Below are 19,314 nucleotides of genomic sequence, written 5' to 3' on the forward strand. Positions count from 1 at the left end.
GGACCCCGGTATAGATCGTGACGGTACCCGCCGGACAAATCGTTGAAAACAGTCCTCTTGGAGGACGTGGACTCGGGTCTTCTGTAAACGACCATTCACGGGACTACACGGAGGCTGATCGCAACGTGGACTGCAGCCACGAGTGCTCCCTCCGACCGCCCGTAAGACGGTCCCCAGCCGCAACAGCCTCGAACCGCTCCCTCTCAGCGAAAATCCCATACATATACGGGAATCCGAGATTCGCGTATACCCCGCCCGCAAAACTGTCCCGCTTAGGTGGCTCAACAGCTACAGCTGCCAGGTCTTCGGGTACGCCGAGGGCGGTGAGGTCCTGTTCGTTGGTGGCCCGGGCGCAGCCGATGATGTGTGCAGCCATGGGGTCAGTTAGGGATATGCCCCCACCGGACGGTCAAAACGCTCCCCCACGCTTTATGACCCGCTCCTACGTCGCGGACATGAAGTCCATTGGGACTTCTCTTCGCCAGGCATGCGAGCAGTTCGAGCAGTTCCAAACCAAGATGGGCGCTGCGCTGGCGCAAGCGCCATCTAGTAGGCGTTTGAGGCGGGCAGTTCGGGCCGCGGCGTCGCCCGCCGTCTTCTCCAAAGAGTGCCGCGCCCTGGTTCTGGGCGCACGGCGCGGGATCGGCGTGGTCCGCCACAACCCACAGCACACGCCCCGCTCTGAGAGGGCGGGAACTACTGGATCCGGCGCGGAGCGGGTACAGGACATCCTCCATGCGGGGGTCGGTTTCGGCCGGGGGTTCTGGCTGTGCCGGTTCTTCCGGTTTTGCTGCGCCGGCCATGAGCTGATTGATCCGTGCCGAGTCCGTCTGGGCGGCTTTGAGCGTGCCGGTGTGTTTGAAGGGTTCCGCCAGGGCTTTATCTGCCTGTTCGAGGCGCGACCCGGTACGGTTCACACCGCCATCGACCGGGTGGTTAGGCTGGGTGAATGGCGACAGTTATTCTCGTGCGGCACGGCCGCACCACGGCCAATGCCACTGGACTGCTGGCCGGTCGGGCCGTCGGCGTCAGTCTGGACCAGATCGGGCGCGACCAGGCGGCTCTGACCGGAGACCGGCTCGCGGCCGTGCCCGTAGTCGGGGTGGTGTCGAGCCCTCTTGAGCGTTGTCAGCAGACCGCCCAGCTCATCCTCGATCGCCAGGCTGGCACGCCGTACGCGCCGGTCGATCTCGATCTCACCGAGTGCGACTACGGCCAGTGGCAGGGCCGCACGCTCAGTGATCTCGCGACCGAGGATTTGTGGCCGGTTGTGCAGTCGCAACCGTCCGCCGTCGTCTTTCCCGGCGGTGAATCCATGGCCGCGATGCAGGCTCGGTCGGTGGCAGCGATTCGACGCCACGATGCAGCCTTCGAAGCCGAGTACGGGCCAGGGGCCGTGTGGGTGGCAGTAAGTCACGGCGACATCATCAAGTCAATCCTCGCCGACGCGCTCGGCATGCACCTTGACCTGTTCCAGCGTATTAACGTGGGCCCCGCCTCCGTATCGATCGTGCGCTACGGCGCTAGTCGGCCGAGCGTCTACGCGACCAACACCGACGCGGGTGATCTGTCGTGGCTGTCGAACGGCCTCCACTCTGGCGATGCGCCGGTGGGCGGCGGTGCAGGGCAGAAAGCGCCATGAACCTCATGTGCCTAAAATACTGACATGCCTACACGTGTTCACGAGTTTGCCTGGCCTGATCGAATCGTCGTCGGCACCATTGGCCTTCCAGGGGCGCGCACGTTTTACCTGCAGGTGCGCGCAGGGACGCAGATCGTGAGTATTGCCCTGGAGAAGCAGCAGTCGGCTCTGCTCGCGGAGAAGATCGACGAAATTCTCGACCAGCTCATCACCGTCGAGGGCAACCCCTTCAGCATTCCCGCGAGCACTCCCATTGAACTTGTCGACAATGACCAGCTCGAGGCCGTTCAGGAGCAGTTTCGCACCGGCGCCATGAGCTTAGGTTGGGACCCAACCACGGCCCAGGTCGTAATTGAGGCCTACCCCATCACCGACGTCGATGCTGATGCTGATGACAACGACGAATCGCTTGATGAGGACGGCGCTAACGAGCCTGAAATGCTGCTGGTGCGCATGCCGGTCGGCACCGCCCGCGCATTCGCCAAGCGCACCCGTGAGATCGTGGGCGCGGGGCGTCCGACGTGTCCGCTCTGCGGTTACCCCATCGACGCCGACGGGCACATCTGCACCCTTCCCGAGGTCTGATGCCAGGGCCGGACCTAGTGACCGCCGAGCTGACGCTCACCGGCCGCATCACGACGGCTTCAAACGCTACATTTCTGGGCAGCATCGGCGACGTGGTGGTCGTCTATAAGCCGATAGCAGGCGAAAGTCCGCTGTGGGATTTTCCCCACGGCACCCTGGCTCACCGGGAGGTTGCCGCCTACCTGGTCTCGCAAGTCTTAGGCTGGGACGTCGTGCCGCACACCTGGCTGCGCGATGGTCCTATGGGCGAAGGAATGGTGCAGCTCTGGCAGGAGCAAGACCCGGCCCAAAGCGCCGTGATCCTGGTCGCGACGGACCAGGTGCCGGAGACGGGCTGGAAACATGTTCTCGAGGGACGGGATGAGAACGGACGGATGGTCGCCCTCGTTCACGAAGACTCGCCAGCGCTCAGACGCATGGCGGTGTTCGACATGGTCGTCAACAACGCCGACCGCAAAGGCGACCACATTCTTGCCATGACGGACGGACACCGGCACGGCGTGGACCATGGGCTCACCTTTCACCGTGACCACAAGCTGCGCACGGTGCTGTGGGGATGGCTGGGAGACGCTCTGACCGCCGAGGAACGCGACGGCATCGATCGTGTCAGCGAAGGACTGCACGGTGGGCTGGGCCGAAACCTGGCGGACTTGCTCAGCGCCGAAGAAATCGCATCGCTCGCCGCGCGCTGCGCACGGTTGCGCTTGGCAGGGCGGTTTCCGGCTCCGAGCGGTGAGATGTCGGCGGTGCCCTGGCCGCTGTTCTAAGGGAATTGCGGCTCAACTGTCAAAAGTTGGCTGCCCAAACGCCGATAACAGCGCCTACGCTCAACCAAGCCCGCAGGCCCCACCTTCCGCAGACGACGCGCCGAGCGTCCCATATACAGCACCCCTTCAGTCAGGTGTTGCGATGTTGAGGAGAAACCGCGCTGCCCACGCAGCCGAGGGATATGGGCAGAGTCCAACTTTTGTCGGCCCATCCGGCTACACTGAATGTATCGAACATATATTCGAATAAGGGTGTGTTGTGGGCGTTGTTGTCGGTCCCCGCGTGATAGACGCGGGCATGTCGTTGCTGTCGGTGCTGATCTCTCCGGTCCCCGTCGCGGCCGGGTATCCATCGCCGGCGCAGGACTACTTCGATGGGCGGATTGACCTGAACGAGCATCTGATCAAGGACATCACCAGCACGTACGTCGTGCGGGTCTCCGGAGACTCGATGGAACGCGCCGGCATCAGCGACGGCGACGAGCTGATCGTCAACCGTGCCCTGGAACCGGTGGACGGGTCCGTGGTCGTTGCGGTCCTGGACGGGGAGCTGACCATCAAACGGCTGCGGATCACGGGAACCGGGGTGGTGCTGCAGGCGGAGAATCCGGCCTACCCGGACATCCGCGTTCCGTCCGTGTCGGATCTGGTCATCTGGGGCGTCGCGACCCGCTGCCTGCACCATGTTTGAGGCACACCATGTCTAAGCCCTCCCCGATGCGGCGGATGCCGCAGATCGCGCACGTGGATGTGAACTGCTTCTACGCCTCGGCCGAGCGGGCATTCGACCCGTCCCTCGAAGGCCGGCCCGTCGTCGTACTGTCCAACAACGACGGGTGCGCCGTCACCCGGTCCCCGGAAGCCAAGGCTCTCGGCATCGGCCTCGGTGAACCATGGTTCAAACTCGCCCCGCGGGCCAAGGAGTGGGGACTTGTTGCCCTCTCGAGCAACTACGAGCTTTACGGGGACATCAGCGCCCGGGTGATGGAACTGCTGGGCCGCTACAGCGCTTGGTTGGAGGTTTACAGCATCGACGAGGCCTTCCTGGGCGTCAAAGGCGCGCCGGAGGACCTGCTGGTCCTGGGCCAGACCATGAAGGCAGCCGTGCGGCGCAACGTGGGGGTTCCGGTCTGCGTCGGGATCGCCGGGACCAAGACCCTCGCGAAACTGGCCAACAAATGGGCAAAGCACAACCCGGCCTTCGACGGGGTCTGCCACTGGGACTCCGTGCCCGCCGCCACCAGGGAAGCGCTGATGGGCCGGCTGTCTGTGATCGAAATCTGGGGCGTCGCGACGCGCCTGACCAAACGCCTCAATGCCTTAGGGCTTCAGTCCATCCTTGACCTGTCCCGGGCCGACCCGGTGATGATCCGGGACCGCTTCTCCGTGGTCATGATGCGCACCGTCCTGGAGCTGCAGGGCACGCCGTGCATCCCGATGGAGGAAGAACGGATCGGCCGGGACCAGCTCATCTTCTCGCGCTCCTTCGCCACCCCCATCACCACCGCCGCCGGCATGCGGCAGGTCCTGTCCGTCTACGGCCAGCAGGCATCGGCGCGGCTGGCCAAATACAGCCTCCAGGCCAAGGTCCTCACCGCCTTCGCCGGCACCTCGCACTTCAACCCGAACGACACCTCCTACCCCTCGGTGTGCGTGCCGCTGCCGATGCCCACCGCCGATCCCGTCCTGCTCACCCGGGCCGCCCACGCCCTCCTGCCCCACATCCAGGAAGGCATCAAATACGCCCGGGCCGGCATCATGGTCACCGACCTGCGGCCCACCGGCAACCAGGCACCGCTGGCCCTGTTCCAGAACCCGCACGAGGAACGCCACATCGGAACCCTCCTGGAGGATGTGACCCGCCGATACGGGCGCGGCTCCATCGGCCTCGGCCACGCCGGCATACGGGGCGGACCGGACTGGACCATGAAACGGGACATGCTCTCCCCCCGCTACACCACCCATTGGGACGAACTCCCCCTCGTCAAAGCCGCCTAACGCCAACACGCCCCCGCAGCACCGCACCACGAAAGACCACCCCCATGACCCTCAGCACCGAAAACCCCACACGAACCCTTGACCTTCAAGTCCGGCTCGACCCGGCAGGCAAGCCCCTTGCCATCCGGCACGACGGACGGATCTGGCTTGTCGATCCGGCCACCGAATCCCGGCACTGGATCGGCGGTGACGCCGGGCGGGGCACCCGATGCACGGCCGCCGCTGGCGCCAACCCGGCCGGTACCGAATACTGGCGCGTCGAGGCCCGGCTGGGGGCTAATTCAGCGCTGCGCACCTTCACGCTGCGCCGGAATCCACGCTCCGTCCAGTGGCTCCTGGACGACATCAGCGACGGCGGCTAGGCAACGGTGACACTGCACCGTCAGCCGATCAACGACCAGATCTGGGCGGGGATCAGGGAAGAATTCACGCTGCCCGCCCTGGAACAGGTCCGCCGCCGCCTCGCCGAACTGATGGACGACCCCGACCCTGTAATGCAGCAGCTCGTCCGCGTCTTCATCGACGACGGCACGTTCTGCCCGGGATTCCAATTCGTCGCCGGCGGCCACCTCCACCCGACCGTCGTCGACCTCTTCCAGCGCGCCATAGAACTGAAGGTTCCGCACAACTACTTCACGGCCTGGATGGTTACACCCTGCCGGGAACTCGGCGGGTCCCGCCCCGTTGACCATCTGAAAAGCGGCCGCGCTCCCCTGTTTCGCGCGCTGGAATCCCACCGCTGGCAGTAGAGGCCGACCCGCGAACCGACGTCCAACGGTTCCGCTGATCAGTCCGGCCCGGGATGCATTGAGTCACACGCGGGAATCGCAGCTGCCCTGCCGTTGGTAGTCTTTAGCCCACCATCCCTTTCCGCCCGACACTTGAGGTGCGAACCATGATCCCGACGACTCCCACTCCGGGCACTGTCCTTCTGGCCGGCGCCACCGGCGATCTCGGCGGGCGTATCCTGCAGAATTTGGTCGCCCTGGGGGCCACCGTTCGGGTCCTGACACGGCCTGGGACCAGCACGGAGCGCATTGCGCAGCTCCGCGCCCAAGGCGTCGAAGTGATCCAGGCGGGCTACGACGATCCGGTGGCCCTCCGAAGGGCCTGCGCGGATGTTGACTGCGTAGTCTCCGCGATCAACGGCGTGGACAGCGCAATTTTCGACGCCCAATCGCGCTTGCTGGAGGCGGCGGCCGCGGTGGGCGTACCGCGTTTCATCCCTTCCGATTACTCCATCGATTACCGCGGAATCCGCCCCCGAAGCAACCGGAACTTGCAGTTCCGCCGAGACTTTGCACAGCGGCTGGATGCCACCGAAATCCGGGCCACGTCCATCCTCAATGGCGCCTTCACCGACATGCTCTCCGGGCAGGCCCCCATGATCCTGTTCTCGCGGCGTCGGGTGCTCTTCTGGTCCGACGCCGACCAGGTGCTCGACTTCACCACGAAGGATGACACTGCCTCCTACACCGCCGCCGCCGCCCTCGACGAGCGGACGCCCCGCGTCCTTCAGATCGCCGGAGACCAGGTCACGGCAAGGACCCTGGCAGCCACCATGTCCGACCTGACCGGAACGCAATTCGGGCTCCTCTACGCGGGCAGCGTCGGCTCCTTGACTGCTATGAGCCGGGCCGTCAAAGCCCTCATGCCGGCCTCTGACAAGCCGTTCCCGCCGTGGCAGGGCATGCAGTACTTCGCCAGCATGTTCAGCGGCGACGCGACCCTGAACTACGTCAGCAACGACCGGTACGGGAGCCGGACGTGGACCACCGCCCGGGACGTCCTGGACCAGCACGTGCAGCAGAGCTCACCGGCCCCGGTCCCCTAGCCTGGGGGTTGTTGCACGGACAAGCCCCGAACCCCTAGGGTTCGGATCATGGCCGCGCCCGGGGGACCCGCTCGTTATGGAATGCACACGACGCCGACACTGCTGTCCGTAGTATTCCTCGCCGTCGTCGCGCTAACCGCGGCCTGCGCGTCAACTCCCCCACTCAGCACGTCGGCAGGCGAGCAAACCGTCACCAAACCGCCCGCCGCCACGGCCGCACCATCGACGGGCGCCGGACTGTCACCAGGCATGACCCTCGCCCCGGCTCCGCCGATTCCGCCTGCCCCCGGGCACGGTTTAGATGAATGCCGGCCACAGCGTGCAGAGAAAGTCGTAGGCAATGGAGCGCTGGAGTGCCAGTACTTCACATCCGGTTCCATGACGCCGGCTTCTGTGCCCCGTGATCCGGGAATGAGCTCCGGCGATTACGCGATACGGTTCGGCAGCGTTGGCGGCCGCACGTTGATGACCGTGCGTATCCCCTGCGCTTCGTATGCGGTCACGGTCAGCATTGCCGGCGAAACGATCACGCCGGATGTGGGGACACTGGAAAGTTCCCTGGGCACGTGCAACTTCCCGTGGGACCAGGAACAGGCGCGGATGAAACGATACCTTCAGGCTCCGTTTCAGTTTGCACAGCGGGAGACTGGAATCGTGCTGCACAACCCGGAATGGGGAATCACCCTCTTCCGGACCCCCTACTCGGCCGGCGGATCCCCCGGTCCCGCCTAAGGGGCGCCAGGCGTGCCGCGGGAAGGGTGCGAGGCTGGGGCCAGAAATACCTGACACGATCCAGTGGGAATAAGAACCGCCGCCACCATGTTCGTTTCCGGTGTGAAGAACATCGGATTCCTGTCCTTCGGCCACTGGACCGACCACCCGGATTCCGGCACGCGCACCGCGTCGGACGCGCTGTTGCAGGCGATCGACCTCGCGGTCGCGGCCGAGGAGCTGGGTGCGGACGGCGCCTACTTCCGAGTCCACCACTTCGCGCAGCAATACGCCTCCCCGTTCCCGCTGCTCGCCGCGATCGGGGCCCGGACAAGCCGCATCGAGATCGGCACCGGCGTGATCGACATGCGCTACGAGAACCCGCTCTACATGGCAGAAGACGCTGGCGCGGCCGACCTGATCGCGGGCGGCCGGCTGCAGCTGGGCATCAGCAGGGGTTCACCCGAGCAGGTCGTCGACGGATGGCGTTACTTCGGCTTCGCCCCCGCCGAGGGCGAGTCGGACGCCGACATGGGCCGCAGGCACGCCGAGCGTCTGCTCGAGGTGCTCACTGGCAAGGGCTTTGCGGCGCCGAACCCCCGCCCGATGTTCCCGAACCCTCCGGGCCTGCTGCGCGTGGAGCCGCAATCGAGGGGCCTGCGCGAGCGCATCTGGTGGGGCTCCGGCTCGAACGCCACGGCCATCTGGGCGGCGAAGCTCGGCATGAACCTGCAGAGCTCCACGCTCAAGGATGATGAGAGCGGCAAGCCCTTCCACGTCCAGCAGGCCGAGCAGATCGAGTTCTACCGGCAGGCCTGGAAGGAGGCGGGGCACGAGCGGGAGCCGCGCGTCTCGGTCAGCCGCAGCATCTTCGCGCTGACGGACGAGCGCGACTGGCAATACTTCGCCCGCGACCGCCACAGCTCCGACCAGGTGGGCAACATCGACGAGAAAACGCGCGCGGTCTTTGGCCGCTCCTACGCCGGTGCCCCGGACGAGCTGGCCGCGAAGCTGGCCGAGGACGAGGCGATCGCCGCGGCAGACACCCTGCTCCTCACGGTCCCGAACCAGCTCGGTGTCGACTACAACGCCCACGTCATCGAGTCGATCCTGAAGTATGTGGCGCCGCAGCTCGGCTGGCGCTGACCCCTCGTGACAGATTCCCCGGGCACCGCGCCGTCGACACTTGCGGGATCCAGCCTTGCAACGCCAGTGCGACGGCGACGACGCCGGTCCGGCCGGCACTCACCCGCGGGGCAGCCTTGACGCCGAACGCCACCTCGGCTGAAGCACAGGACGGGCGGCCGCGATGCGCTCGCGACCGCCCGCAGAAACCGGGTGCACCCTGGGCTCAGCGCACCGACTTGCGCTCGTAGATCGCCATCGACCAGGCGTACCCGGCGACCACAATCACGACGCACCACCCGATTGCCAGCACCGGGCTCCAGCCGAGCGGGGTACCGAGCAGCAGCCCGCGGATGGCCTCGATGAACGGCGTGAACGGCTGGTACTGCGCGAACCACTGCAGCCATTCCGGCATCGACTCGGTCGGCACAAAGCCGCTGCTGAGGAAGGGCAGGAAGGTCAACACGAGGGGCAGGTTGCTGGCGGTCTCGGCCGACTTCGCCTGCATGCCCATGGCCACCCCGAGCCAGCTGATCGCGTACGCGATGAGCACGATCAGACCTGCGGCGGAGATCCATTCGACAAACCCGGCGGTCGGGCGGAAGCCAATCAGGAGGCCGACGCCGAGCACAAGCACGACGGCGATAATCGCCTGGATGGTATTGCCAAGCACGTGCCCGGCGAGCACCGCGGCCCGCGAGATCGCCATCGTCCGGAACCGCGCGGTGATGCCCTCGGTCATGTCCATCGACACGGTCGTCGCGATGCCGCCTGCGCTGCCGGCGATGGTCAACAGCAAGATGCCCGGCATGACGTAGGCGACATACGCCTCGCGCCCGCCGGCCGGATCCGCGCCGGGCAGGCCGGCCCCGAGCGTGCCGCCGAACACGAACACGAAAAACAGCAGCAGGACTACCGGCCCCACGATGGTGAACACCGACAGGCCCGGATAGCGCAGCATGTGCAGCAGGTTGCGGCGCAACATCGTCACCGAGTCGGCAATGACGTGCGCTTGCTGGCGGGTGCCCTGGGCCGTCCGGCGCTTGGCGGCGATGGTGGTCATGATTCGGCTCCCTTCGTCTCGACCCGGCCGGTGAGCGCGAAAAACACGTCATCGAGGTCCGGGGTGTGGATGCTGAGGTCGTCGACCTCCAGGTTGGCCGTGTCGAGGCGGTCCAGCACGGTGCGCAGCGCGCCGACACCGCCGTCGCTCGGCACCGTGAGCGAGAGCCCGGCGTCGTCGCGGGCGCACTCGCCGAGCAGGCGGGAGGCGGCGTCGAGCCGCCCGGCGTCAGCGAACCGGAGCCGGATATGTCCGCCGGGCACCAGGCGCTTGAGCTCGTCCGGCGTCCCCTCGGCGACGAGCCGGCCGCCGTCGAGCACCGCAATGCGGTCCGCGAGTTCGTCCGCCTCGTCGAGGTACTGGGTGGTGAGCAGCACGGTGGTGCCGTCCGCGACCAGGCTGCGGACAATGTCCCACATGGTGTGGCGGCTGCGCGGGTCCAGGCCCGTGGTGGGCTCGTCCAGGAAGATGACGCTGGGCGCCGAGACGAGGGTCATGGCCAGGTCGAGGCGGCGCTGCATCCCACCCGAGTAGGTGGCGAGCGGCTTACGGGCGGCCTCCACGAGGTCGAACTGCTCAAGCAGCTCGACCACCCGGGCCTTCGAGCGCTTCGCTCCAAGATGGCGCAGCCGGGCCATCAGCAGCAGGTTCTCCTCGCCGGTGAGCAGCTTGTCCACCGCGGAGAACTGGCCGGTGAGGCCGATCGCGGCGCGGACGCCGTCAGGGTCGCGCACGACGTCGCATCCGTTCACCAGTGCCGTGCCGCCGTCGGGCCGCACCAGGGTGGACAGGATGTGCACGGTCGTCGTCTTGCCGGCGCCGTTCGGGCCGAGCAGCGCGGTGACTGTGCCCGCGTCCACGGTGAGGTCGACGTCGTCGAGCACTGCCTTTGCGCCGTAGGACTTCCGCAGCCCGCGGACTTCGATTGCTGGCGTGTTCATGTGCTTGGTTCCCTTCTGTTGGTGGCCCGGAGTCATTGAGCGCGCTGGATGCTGATGTCGCCATGCTGGGTGCGTGCACGCACTGCGACGGTCTGTTCGGACGCGTCCGGAGCGCGGTCGCTGTCCAGCTGGTTGCGGACGTGCCCCTCTTTCGAGGACAGATCGAGCCAGGCGGGAACGCCGGGCCGCACGCCGATGGTGACCTGGCCGAAGCCGCTCTCGACCTGGATGGAACCACTCGAGACCTCTGCGAGCTGGATGCTGCCGTAGGCGGTCTTCGCCGCGACAGAGCCGAGTGCCTTCGAGATCTCGAGGTCGCCGTAGGAGAGCTTCGCTTCAAGGTCGCCGCCGGACTCCCCGATCAGGATGGTGCCGTGCGACGCCTTGAGGATCGCGTCGCCGGTGACTTTGCCGATCCGGATCTGACCGTGGTCGGCCGTGATCTCGATCCCGCCCTCGGCGGTGCCGAGGGTCGCGTTGCCGTGCGAGGCGCGCAGCCACAGGTCTCCGGTGGAGTCGAGATCAACGCGGCCCATCGAACTCTTGATCCGGGTTGCGCCGAGGCGTCCGACGGCGCGCACGCCGCCGACCCCGATCTCGGCGGTGAGCCTCGACCCGGCAGGCAGCTCGACCTTCACATCGACCGACTCAGTTGGGCCGATCCAGCTGATGCGGGGCCGGGGGCCGGTGATGATGAGCCGCTGGCCGTCGACGTCGACCCTGGTCTCTTCCGCGCCCCGGCGGTCGACTGCCTTCGCGGGGTTCGTCGGCGCGACGGTCACGACCGTGTCGTCGCGGTCAGTGGCGATGATTTCGATCGCGCCGACCTGCAGTTTGATGGCGAGGTCGATGGGGGTGGGGGTGTCGTAGGTGGGCATGCTGGCGCCTTCCTTTTGGGTGTGTTTGATCGACCCCGCGGGTCCGCGTGGTTGGTGGGTGCGGTGCGGTGGGCGGTTTAGCGCGCCCAGCCGGCGAAGTTGTCGCCGGTGCGCAGCGTGCGCTGCGCGGATCGTCGCTGCTTGGGCTGGAGAGCGGCCGCGACCGCGCGGACCAGCCAGGTGTTGACGGACAGGCCGTCAGCGGCCGCGGCCTCGTCCACCCGCGTCTTGAGGGCATCCGGCAGGCGGAGCGTCGTGCGCGAGGTGCTCGCGTCGTCGAGGTCGAGGGGTGCGGCCGGCCGCTCGTCGGTGTCAGATTCCGGGTTCGGCTGGGTCACCACGAACTCGACGTCGCGTCCGCGCAGCCGCATGTCGACTGATCCGGGTGCGAGGTCGCGGGTGATCTCGCCGACCGCAGCCGAGAGAACGTCGAGGAGCACGAGCCGGGTCGCGGCGTCCAGTCCGGCGGCGAGCCGCTCGGCCACGGCGCGGGTGTCCTCCGAGCCGTTCTCCGCGGCATCCACTAGCTGCCGCTGTAGGTCGTTGACGTATTGTCCGAGTTCCATGCCACCATAGTGACACCACGGTGGTGTCACGTCAAGCCTTCGTGGTGTCACGGGTGATCCGCAGGTTGGTGCGGCGGCTCGATGAGGGTGAGTACGGGTGAAAGGCCCCCCCGCCCTGAGTCCTAGTTGGCGTCCTGTCGGTTCACCATTTCGGCGATCCAGATCGGCGCGAACGGAGAGGTGCAGTTCGGCGGCGTCGGGTAATCCTTGAGCACCTCGAGGCGCTCGCCGATGCCGATTGCGCGGGCGCGGTGTGCGGGGTGCTCAATCCCGATCTGGGCCAGGCAGTGGTTCATCGCCCACTGCAAGCGGTCCGGGGCGTCCTTCATCTGCGCCTCGATGATGTCGAGCAGTCCTGGCAGGTCGAGGCCCTCCGGCTTCTTCGCAACGCGGTCGGTGGTCAGCGCCCAGCCGGCACTTGCCACCAGCGGGTCCGGATCGGCAAACCAGGCCACGCGCAGTTCCTCGGCATGCGGGTTCTTCTTCACCACATAGTTGACGAGCCAGTCCTGCACCTTGGGAGTGTGCGCCTGGCGCAACATGGCGTCCAACTCATCACGGTCGAAAGCCTTCGGACGGCAGATCAGGAGCGCCAGGAGCCGCGCCGCGGTATCACCGGTCCCCCACAGCTCACGGGACAGCTCCTGCTGCGTCTTGAGCCGCTTGGCCAACGCCCGCAGCTTGCCGAGGTTCACCCCGTGGTCGTCACCGTGCTTGGCGTTCACGTCCCGGATCCTCGGGTCCTCGAGGTCAGCCAGCTCGGCCATCACCTCGGCCGCCGTCGTTCCGGTTTCCGTCGTCTGGGCCACCTCGGCCTCCTGTCCGTTGCTTGTGCGATTCAGCATACGTCGGCGGTTCGGCCGCCCGCGGCAATAAGCGGCTTGGCGACGAAAACAGACGACTGCACCGTTGCCGCGCACGCCGGTGAGCGTCCGGTGCTCACCTGTGAATCGCCCGCTGCCCCTTGCCCCAGACTGGTTGCCTGCGGCAAGCTGTTGATCAGCTGATGAATTGATCAACCGGGAGAGACCCGACGGCGGCAGCCCCCGGAAGGTTGCCGCGGCGGTGCCGTTGCGGGGCTGGAACCCCGCAGGACGGGAGGGCTCGGAACATGGAACGTGCAGGATCCAGGCCGGCAAAAATTCGCGCCGCCGTCATTTTCTCAGTGGTGGCGGTGATGGTAATTCTTGGAATTGCGTGGATCGTCACTACCCGGTCACCGGTCACGACGCCTCCGGGAGCGTCCGGGGCCCCGGTGAGTAATCCTTCGGTATCGGGACGTGCGGCTTTCCAGAAGGTCCCGAATCAGGTTCTGTTTGCGCTTGATGATTCCGGAAACCCGGATCTCTCCGGAGACTTGACGAATATCAAGCAGGGTGACGCCGGCGATTGCTATTTCCTCGCAGCGTTGATGACCGTGGCGTCCCGGGCCCCTGCGACCGTCTTGAACATGGTCCATGACAACGGCAACGGCACGTACACCATTTCCTTCCACAGCAAGTACGACGGGGTGTCCAATCCGGTGACGGTCACGGTCAACGGTGATCTTCCGTACCGCCGCGGCAAGCCCTTCGAAAACGGCATCGAAAATATCGATGGCAAAAACGTGTCATGGGCCGCGATTATCGAGAAAGGGTGGGCGGCCGCGAACGGCAACAGCTACAACGGCATCGATGGCACCGACCTCAGCAACGCCCAGGATCATGATGTACACAATGCTCTCTATGCCATCACCGGCGAAGTGGGCGTCGACCGCAACCCCGGCGGCCCCATGACGGGAGTGAGCTTTGAGCAGATGCAGCAGGATTTCACGAAAGGCCTCGTGACCTTTGGGACGTCCAACTCCGACGGCGAGCTGGTCTCCGACCATTCCTACGCATTGCTGGGTCTGAATCCCTTCGACCAAACGGTTGTGGTAGGTGACCCGGAGGGCGGCCACACCACGCTGGCTTTTGCGACCTTCCAGTCAACGAACATCAACCAGTACATCGCGATACCAACATATCCTTGAGCGGCAGCCCTAAACGGCAGCCATGGCCCGCTCGCCGTTGAAGTATTCGAGCTGCCAGCCGTCGACGGCATGGTGGTGGGCCAGGTTGAGCACGGCGTTGTCGATGCTGTCCAGGGTGCGGCCGACGGCGCGGCTGAGACTCACGCGCAGGAGCGTGCCATGGGCGACGGCCAGGACGCGGCGGCCACGGAACTCCTCGGCCAGCGCCTCAAGCGCGGCCAACCCTCGGCCGGCGGCCTCGTCCTCGCTTTCTGCGCCGCGGAACCCGTCGGGGATGCGCAGTGCGTCCAGTTCAGGACCGTCCTGAAGGCCCTCCGCGGGTCCGAAGCTGCGCTCGGCGAGCTCCGGCACGCGCCGGGCCACGCTGAGGCCGAGCCCGGCGGCGATGAGATCGGCGGTTTCCGCGGCACGGCTCAGCGGTGACGACACGATCGCGTCCCATTCATAGCCGGACAGGACGGCGACGGCGTCGCGAGCCTGACCGCGGCCGACGTCGTTCAGAGGAATGTCGGTGGATCCCTGCAGCCGGCGCTGTGCATTCCAGTCCGTCTGGCCATGGCGGATGAGGGCGAACGTCGTAGATGTCATGCCTTCCATTCTGCCCTGACGGCAGGCTGGCGATGCCAGAGGCGCCGGTCTGGGAGCCGCCGCGAGCATCCTTTTCATCGGCAAATCGCGATCACAATACACCGCCACTTCGCATAGTCCCTTGACGCATGGCAAGCACCGGACGCAAAGTTCACACGAGAGTCATTCCTCAGATGGCCGATAACCGTCCGGACGGAGCCCTCATGCCGCAACAACCGCTGCACGGCGGAGCATATTGCATCCCTTGAGCCCCTCCCCGGCGGAGCCGCTTGCGGTCACCAACGGGAGCGCTCCGGTCACCTCTTGGACAGGAGAAGTAAGGATGGATCTCGAGCAACCGGCCCAAGGCCCCAAGACGGTAACTGCGGCCAGGGCCGCCAAAGACGCGGCGGGGGCGTCCATTTCCGGGTCGCGGAAGAAGGTTTCGTACGGTGCCCAGGACCGCAGAGGACCACTACTGTGGAATTCAGGCTTAGAAAGGCTCACCAACCGAACCCGTCTGCCGGGACAGCCAGACGATGTGGGCGTGAACCTGTTCTACGAGGACCTTGAGTGGAATCCCCTCTTTGGCCCGGGCGATCCCTCGGGGATCATTCCAAGGGACACGGATCAGGTTCCGCCCGGAAATATGGCTAATGCGGGAGGGCTGATTCTGCCCTGGTGCTCGAATTCCCAAGAGGTCCGCAAGAAGGCCATTGTTGTGTACCGCCTTGGGGAGGACCTGGACACGATCGAAGATCCCCTCCTGTATGTCTTCCAGTATTACTGGGACAACGTGGGGTACTTCTTGCCGGCAACCTTTGGGTCTTTCGACGAGAAGATCTCTATGGGTGAGGGGCCCAGCGCATCCCTCAATGTGGACTTCATTCTCGGTCCTGCAGGAGACCTGGTTGCCAGGGCATGGGCTTAGGGCCCGGCCGGAGCGCGGCCAGCCGCTGCCAATCACTATGGGAGTCGGCAAGGTGTCCGGAGACTAAGTCGAGCTGCACGGTTGCGCTATCCGGGAGTGCCCGACTGTGCGGCGTAGGCAGTGGCCCGGTCGCGTACATGGTCCACGTACGGATCAGACTGGTTGTAGGAGTAGATCGCGTCGGCCCAGCCCGCGGCGGTGGTCAGGTCACCACCGTGTGCGCACAGGTATGAGGCGGCACTTAGCGCGGCGTCATCGATGTTAAACGGGTCGGCTGTTCCGTCCCCGTTCCCGTCCCGGCCTGCGAGCTGCCACGTGGAGGGAATGAACTGCATGGGTCCGACGGCGTGGTCCCACCGGGCGTCACCGTCCAGGGCGCCGGCGTCCGAATCAGGGATCGCGGCGAAACCGTCACCGTTCAGGCTCGGACCGACAATTGGCCCGCTCACCTGACCGGTGGCGGTCAGGCTGCCGCCGCCGTACGTTCCGTGGCCGGATTCGACGAAGCCCACCGCTGCCACCGTATTCCAGCCGATCCCGCAGGTGGGGGCCGATGTGTTGGCCGCAGTGGCCGCCGCCACGTAGGCCTGGAGCGCCCGGGCGGGGATGCCGGTCTGCGCGGCGGCATGGGTGAGCCACTCGGCGTCCGCGCTCCGGGTGATGTTCACGGCGGAGGTGATGCCGGCGGACAGCGATTCGAGTTTCGCCTCTGCCCGCGGCGGCGCGGGCAGGGCCACGCGGGTCTCCGCCCCGGAGAACCGGAAGACCCAAAACAAGAACCCGGTGATGACGCAAAATACGAACAGGCCGAGCACGGCAAGGCGTTTCAGACGGAGCATAGACTAAGCGGGCCGGCCGGGGACGGTGCTGACCCGCCTGTCCGGCGCGGCACGGAAAACCGCGCCGGCGCCGGACACGCGGGAGGCCATGGCCCTAGCCAACACACTCGACGCAGTAAGCGTGGCCGTTCTTTTCGCGTGCAACCTGGGACCGGTGCCGGACCAGGAAGCAGGAGTAGCAGGTGAATTCGTCCTGCGCCTGCGGGATGACCTGCACGATGAGTTCCTCGGCGACAATTTCCCCGCCCGGGCTGATCGCATCGTCAAAAGCGTCGGCTTCATCCAGTTCACGGACAACGCTGCGGGCATCCGGGGCGTTGGCTGATTGCAGCGCCTGCAGGGAATTATCCTGCGACTCCTTGACGTCGGATCGGACTTCGTCGTAATCGGTTGCCACGGGGGTGACTCTCATTCCTGTGTTTAGTTCTGACGGGAAGCCAACGTACACCATTGCGCGCGTCGCTGCCTCATGTGAACCAAGTCCTTCAGGCCGAACGGAGTCCCGGGACCTCGTCGACCGGCACCGGCGTGGGGTCCTGGGAACCCGCCGGGCCCGGGCCAGCCGGACTGCTGCGGGCAGCCGAGACGAAGGTGTTGGCCGGCCGGGGCAGCCCGTAGTGTTCGCGGAGCGTCCGTCCACTGTATGCGCTCCGGAAGAGTCCGCGGTCCCGCAGGATCGGGATGACGTGGTCCACGAAGGCGTCCAGGCCGGACGGAAGCACGGGCGGCATGATGTTGAAGCCGTCCGCCGCCCCGGCCTCAAACCATTCCTGGATCGCGTCGGCCACCTGCCCAGGGGTGCCAGAGAAGGTGCGGTGGCCGCGGCCGCCGCCGAGCCTGCCGATGAGCTGGCGCACGGTCAGCCGTTCCCGCCGCGCGAGGTCCACGATCAGCGTGTACCTGCTCTTGGCCCCTTCGATCTCGTCCTCGGAGGGCAGGTCGTCCGGCAGCTCGGCGTCCAGGGCCAGGGATGCTGCGGGGACCCGCAGCACCCCGGCAAGCTGCCTTCTGGCGTGCTCCGGGTGGATAAGCTCGTCGAGTTCTTGCTCCAGCCGCCGCGCCTCGGCCTCGGTGGAGCCGATGACGGGAACGATGCCCGGGAGCACCTTGATCGTTCCCGGGTCACGGCCGGCGGCGGCGGTTCGCCGCTTCAGGTCGGCATAGAAGCGTTGAGCGTCCGGCAGCGTCTGCTGCGCCGTGAACACCGCTTCGGCGTAGCGTGCGGCGAAGTCCTTGCCGTCCTCTGAGGAGCCGGCCTGGACAATCACCGGGTGGCCCTGGGCGGAGCGTGGCACGTCCAGCGGCCCCTGGACGCTGAAGTACGTGCCGGAGTGGTTGACCGGGTGGACCCGGGTGTTGTCTCCCCAGGTCCCGGCTTCCTTGTCGCCGAGAGCGGCGTCGTCCTCCCAGCTGTCCCAGAGTTTGCGGGCCACGTCGAGGAATTCCGCGGCCCGCTCGTACCGCAACGCGTGGGCCGGCTGGTCCCGCAGGGAGAAGTTCCTCGCGGCGGCGTCTCCGGCGGTGGTGACCACGTTCCACCCGGTCCTGCCGCCGCTGATGTGGTCCACGGAAGCGAACCGGCGGGCCAGGTTGTAGGGGTCGTTGTAGGTTGTGGACGCCGTGGCGATCAGCCCGATGCGGTCGGTGACGGCGGCGATGGCGGCGAGCAGGACGGTCGGCTCGAGTGTGCCGTAGGGCCGCTGGCCGACGTCGCCGTGCAGCACCGGTGAGTCCGCGAAGAAGATCGAATCGAACGTGCCGCGTTCCGCCGTTCGGGCCAGCTGCTGGAAATGCGCGACGTCCGTCCCGGCGAAACTGTCACTTTCCGGCAGCCGCCACGAGGCCTCGTGGTGACCGGTGCTCATCAGGAACGCGTTCAGGTGCAGCTGCCGTGCCCCGCTCACAGCTGAACTCCGGGAACGTCGGCGCGCAGTTCGAGCGTGTCGGAATAGACGGAGGAGTCGCCCTGGATGGACGTGCTGCTGCGTCCGTCGACGCCGTGGGGTACCTCGCCGGCCACCGTGACCCGGTTCAGCTGCCGGGGCTGGCCGTCATAGTTGTCCGGGGCGTAGTGCTGGGTGATGCGGTTGTCGAACAGCACCAGCTGGTCCGGTTCCCAGTTGACGCGGACCACGTTCTCGGGACGGGTGACGTAGGCCTGGAGCAGCCGCAGGATGTCCTTGGATTCGGTGTTGGACAGTCCCACGATGCGCAGCCTTTGGGCGAAGCCGCCGATGAAGAGGCCGCGCTCGCCGGTCATTGGGTGGACCCGGACCACGGGGTGGGCGGTCTCGAAGTGGATCCGGGTGAATTCCTTCCGCCGCTCACCGGCGTTGGCGTGCTCGAGGTTTTTCGGTACGGAGTAGTCGTAATCATTGGTGTGGATGGCCCACAGGGTGTCGGCGAAGTTCCGCAGTTCCTCCGGCAGGTCCTGGTATGCACCCGCCGCGGAGGCGATCAGGGTCTCGCCGCCGTAGGCCGGCAGCGTGATGCTGCGCAGGGTGGAGGCCTGCGGCGGGTTCACGACGAAGGTGACGTCGGTGTGCCAGTTGTTCGCGCTGCCGTTTTCGCTGTCCACCGGCAGGACGGCAGGTTTGCCCTCGACGGAGGCCACGGTTGGGTGTGCCTGGGTGAGCGGGCCGAAGCGGGCGGCGAAGCGGACCTGGGCTTCGTCGTCGTGGACGTTGGCGTCACGGAAGACCAGGGCCTTGTGGGTGTTCAGGGCCGCACGGATCTGGGCGATGGTGGCGTCGCTGAGGTCATTGCTGAGGTCCAGGCCCCGGATCTCGGCGCCGATGCGGGCGCTGAGTTGCCGGAATTCGAGCCGGGTTTCGGTGGTTGTCGACATGGTGGTTG

The 19,314-nt window shown here is 66.4% G+C and carries 22 protein-coding genes; 12 read left to right on the top strand and 10 right to left on the bottom strand.

What is annotated here, in order from left to right; all coding sequences use genetic code 11:
* The first annotated feature begins 949 nt into the window (after positions 1 to 949).
* From AC1DN2_RS03150 to AC1DN2_RS03195, 10 genes are all read left to right on the top strand, one after another.
* Positions 950 to 1,642: a histidine phosphatase family protein gene (locus AC1DN2_RS03150; protein WP_476849179.1), complete on the top strand. Its 693-nt coding sequence runs from the start codon at positions 950 to 952 to the stop codon at positions 1,640 to 1,642.
* A gap of 24 nt (positions 1,643 to 1,666) precedes the next feature.
* Entirely contained in the window at positions 1,667 to 2,227 is a 561-nt protein-coding gene (locus AC1DN2_RS03155) for a DUF3090 domain-containing protein (protein WP_230009113.1), read from the top strand.
* Entirely contained in the window at positions 2,227 to 2,994 is a 768-nt protein-coding gene (locus AC1DN2_RS03160; RefSeq protein WP_476849180.1) for an SCO1664 family protein, read from the top strand. Before AC1DN2_RS03155 ends, AC1DN2_RS03160 begins: the two co-directional genes overlap by 1 nt.
* A gap of 259 nt (positions 2,995 to 3,253) precedes the next feature.
* Positions 3,254 to 3,685: a LexA family protein gene (locus tag AC1DN2_RS03165; RefSeq protein ID WP_476849181.1), complete on the top strand. Its 432-nt coding sequence runs from the start codon at positions 3,254 to 3,256 to the stop codon at positions 3,683 to 3,685.
* A gap of 8 nt (positions 3,686 to 3,693) precedes the next feature.
* Complete coding sequence (locus AC1DN2_RS03170) at positions 3,694 to 4,992, top strand: Y-family DNA polymerase (RefSeq protein ID WP_476849182.1); 1,299 nt, start codon at positions 3,694 to 3,696, stop codon at positions 4,990 to 4,992.
* Positions 4,993 to 5,036: 44 nt separating this feature from the next.
* Entirely contained in the window at positions 5,037 to 5,354 is a 318-nt protein-coding gene (locus AC1DN2_RS03175; RefSeq protein ID WP_476849183.1) for a hypothetical protein, read from the top strand.
* A gap of 6 nt (positions 5,355 to 5,360) precedes the next feature.
* Positions 5,361 to 5,741, top strand: a complete 381-nt coding sequence (locus tag AC1DN2_RS03180; protein WP_476849184.1) for a hypothetical protein — start codon at positions 5,361 to 5,363, stop codon at positions 5,739 to 5,741.
* 146 nt (positions 5,742 to 5,887) lie between these two features.
* Complete coding sequence (locus AC1DN2_RS03185) at positions 5,888 to 6,826, top strand: NmrA family NAD(P)-binding protein (protein WP_476849185.1); 939 nt, start codon at positions 5,888 to 5,890, stop codon at positions 6,824 to 6,826.
* A gap of 411 nt (positions 6,827 to 7,237) precedes the next feature.
* Entirely contained in the window at positions 7,238 to 7,558 is a 321-nt protein-coding gene (locus tag AC1DN2_RS03190) for a hypothetical protein (protein ID WP_476849186.1), read from the top strand.
* 102 nt (positions 7,559 to 7,660) lie between these two features.
* Positions 7,661 to 8,683: an LLM class flavin-dependent oxidoreductase gene (locus AC1DN2_RS03195; protein ID WP_476849337.1), complete on the top strand. Its 1,023-nt coding sequence runs from the start codon at positions 7,661 to 7,663 to the stop codon at positions 8,681 to 8,683.
* A gap of 205 nt (positions 8,684 to 8,888) precedes the next feature.
* Here AC1DN2_RS03195 and AC1DN2_RS03200 read toward each other — a convergent pair whose 3' ends face one another.
* The 5 genes from AC1DN2_RS03200 to AC1DN2_RS03220 form a co-directional block, all read right to left on the bottom strand.
* Positions 8,889 to 9,725, bottom strand: coding sequence for an ABC transporter permease (locus AC1DN2_RS03200; protein ID WP_476849187.1), 837 nt, complete (start codon positions 9,723 to 9,725; stop codon positions 8,889 to 8,891).
* A complete protein-coding gene (locus AC1DN2_RS03205; RefSeq protein WP_476849188.1) occupies positions 9,722 to 10,666 on the bottom strand; it encodes an ATP-binding cassette domain-containing protein in 945 nt (314 codons plus the stop codon). Before AC1DN2_RS03205 ends, AC1DN2_RS03200 begins: the two co-directional genes overlap by 4 nt.
* Before the next feature lie 32 nt (positions 10,667 to 10,698).
* Positions 10,699 to 11,544 carry a DUF4097 family beta strand repeat-containing protein gene (locus tag AC1DN2_RS03210; RefSeq protein WP_476849189.1) on the bottom strand — a complete coding sequence of 282 codons (846 nt, stop codon included), beginning with the start codon at positions 11,542 to 11,544 and terminating at the stop codon, positions 10,699 to 10,701.
* Between the two features lie 77 nt (positions 11,545 to 11,621).
* On the bottom strand, positions 11,622 to 12,110 hold the full coding sequence (locus AC1DN2_RS03215; RefSeq protein ID WP_476849190.1) for a histidine kinase: 489 nt from the start codon (positions 12,108 to 12,110) through the stop codon (positions 11,622 to 11,624).
* A gap of 122 nt (positions 12,111 to 12,232) precedes the next feature.
* Entirely contained in the window at positions 12,233 to 12,955 is a 723-nt protein-coding gene (locus tag AC1DN2_RS03220) for a DNA alkylation repair protein (RefSeq protein ID WP_476849191.1), read from the bottom strand.
* A 266-nt stretch (positions 12,956 to 13,221) separates the two neighbouring features.
* Between AC1DN2_RS03220 and AC1DN2_RS03225 the strand changes: the two genes are divergently transcribed.
* Positions 13,222 to 14,121: a C2 family cysteine protease gene (locus tag AC1DN2_RS03225; protein WP_476849192.1), complete on the top strand. Its 900-nt coding sequence runs from the start codon at positions 13,222 to 13,224 to the stop codon at positions 14,119 to 14,121.
* A gap of 9 nt (positions 14,122 to 14,130) precedes the next feature.
* On the opposite strand, the gene AC1DN2_RS03230 is transcribed toward AC1DN2_RS03225, so the two are convergent.
* Positions 14,131 to 14,709, bottom strand: a complete 579-nt coding sequence (locus AC1DN2_RS03230; protein WP_230009858.1) for a histidine phosphatase family protein — start codon at positions 14,707 to 14,709, stop codon at positions 14,131 to 14,133.
* Positions 14,710 to 15,031: 322 nt separating this feature from the next.
* Here AC1DN2_RS03230 and AC1DN2_RS03235 point away from each other — a divergent pair, with 322 nt between their 5' ends.
* Positions 15,032 to 15,619: a hypothetical protein gene (locus AC1DN2_RS03235; protein WP_476849193.1), complete on the top strand. Its 588-nt coding sequence runs from the start codon at positions 15,032 to 15,034 to the stop codon at positions 15,617 to 15,619.
* Positions 15,620 to 15,705: 86 nt separating this feature from the next.
* Here the strand turns inward: AC1DN2_RS03235 and AC1DN2_RS03240 are convergent, their stop codons facing one another.
* From AC1DN2_RS03240 to AC1DN2_RS03255, 4 genes are all read right to left on the bottom strand, one after another.
* Positions 15,706 to 16,458, bottom strand: a complete 753-nt coding sequence (locus AC1DN2_RS03240) for a lytic transglycosylase domain-containing protein (RefSeq protein ID WP_476849194.1) — start codon at positions 16,456 to 16,458, stop codon at positions 15,706 to 15,708.
* Positions 16,459 to 16,552: 94 nt separating this feature from the next.
* Positions 16,553 to 16,855 (bottom strand): DUF4193 domain-containing protein, encoded by a 303-nt coding sequence (locus tag AC1DN2_RS03245; RefSeq protein WP_476849195.1) that lies wholly within the window; start codon positions 16,853 to 16,855, stop codon positions 16,553 to 16,555.
* An 88-nt stretch (positions 16,856 to 16,943) separates the two neighbouring features.
* The gene (locus tag AC1DN2_RS03250) at positions 16,944 to 18,362 is read right to left on the bottom strand and encodes an LLM class flavin-dependent oxidoreductase (protein WP_476849196.1); all 1,419 of its coding nucleotides are present in this window, start codon (positions 18,360 to 18,362) and stop codon (positions 16,944 to 16,946) included.
* A complete protein-coding gene (locus tag AC1DN2_RS03255; RefSeq protein ID WP_476849197.1) occupies positions 18,359 to 19,306 on the bottom strand; it encodes a TauD/TfdA dioxygenase family protein in 948 nt (315 codons plus the stop codon). Before AC1DN2_RS03255 ends, AC1DN2_RS03250 begins: the two co-directional genes overlap by 4 nt.
* Between the last annotated feature and the right edge of the window lie 8 nt (positions 19,307 to 19,314).

The organism is Arthrobacter sp. 01L42 (assembly GCF_056400005.1).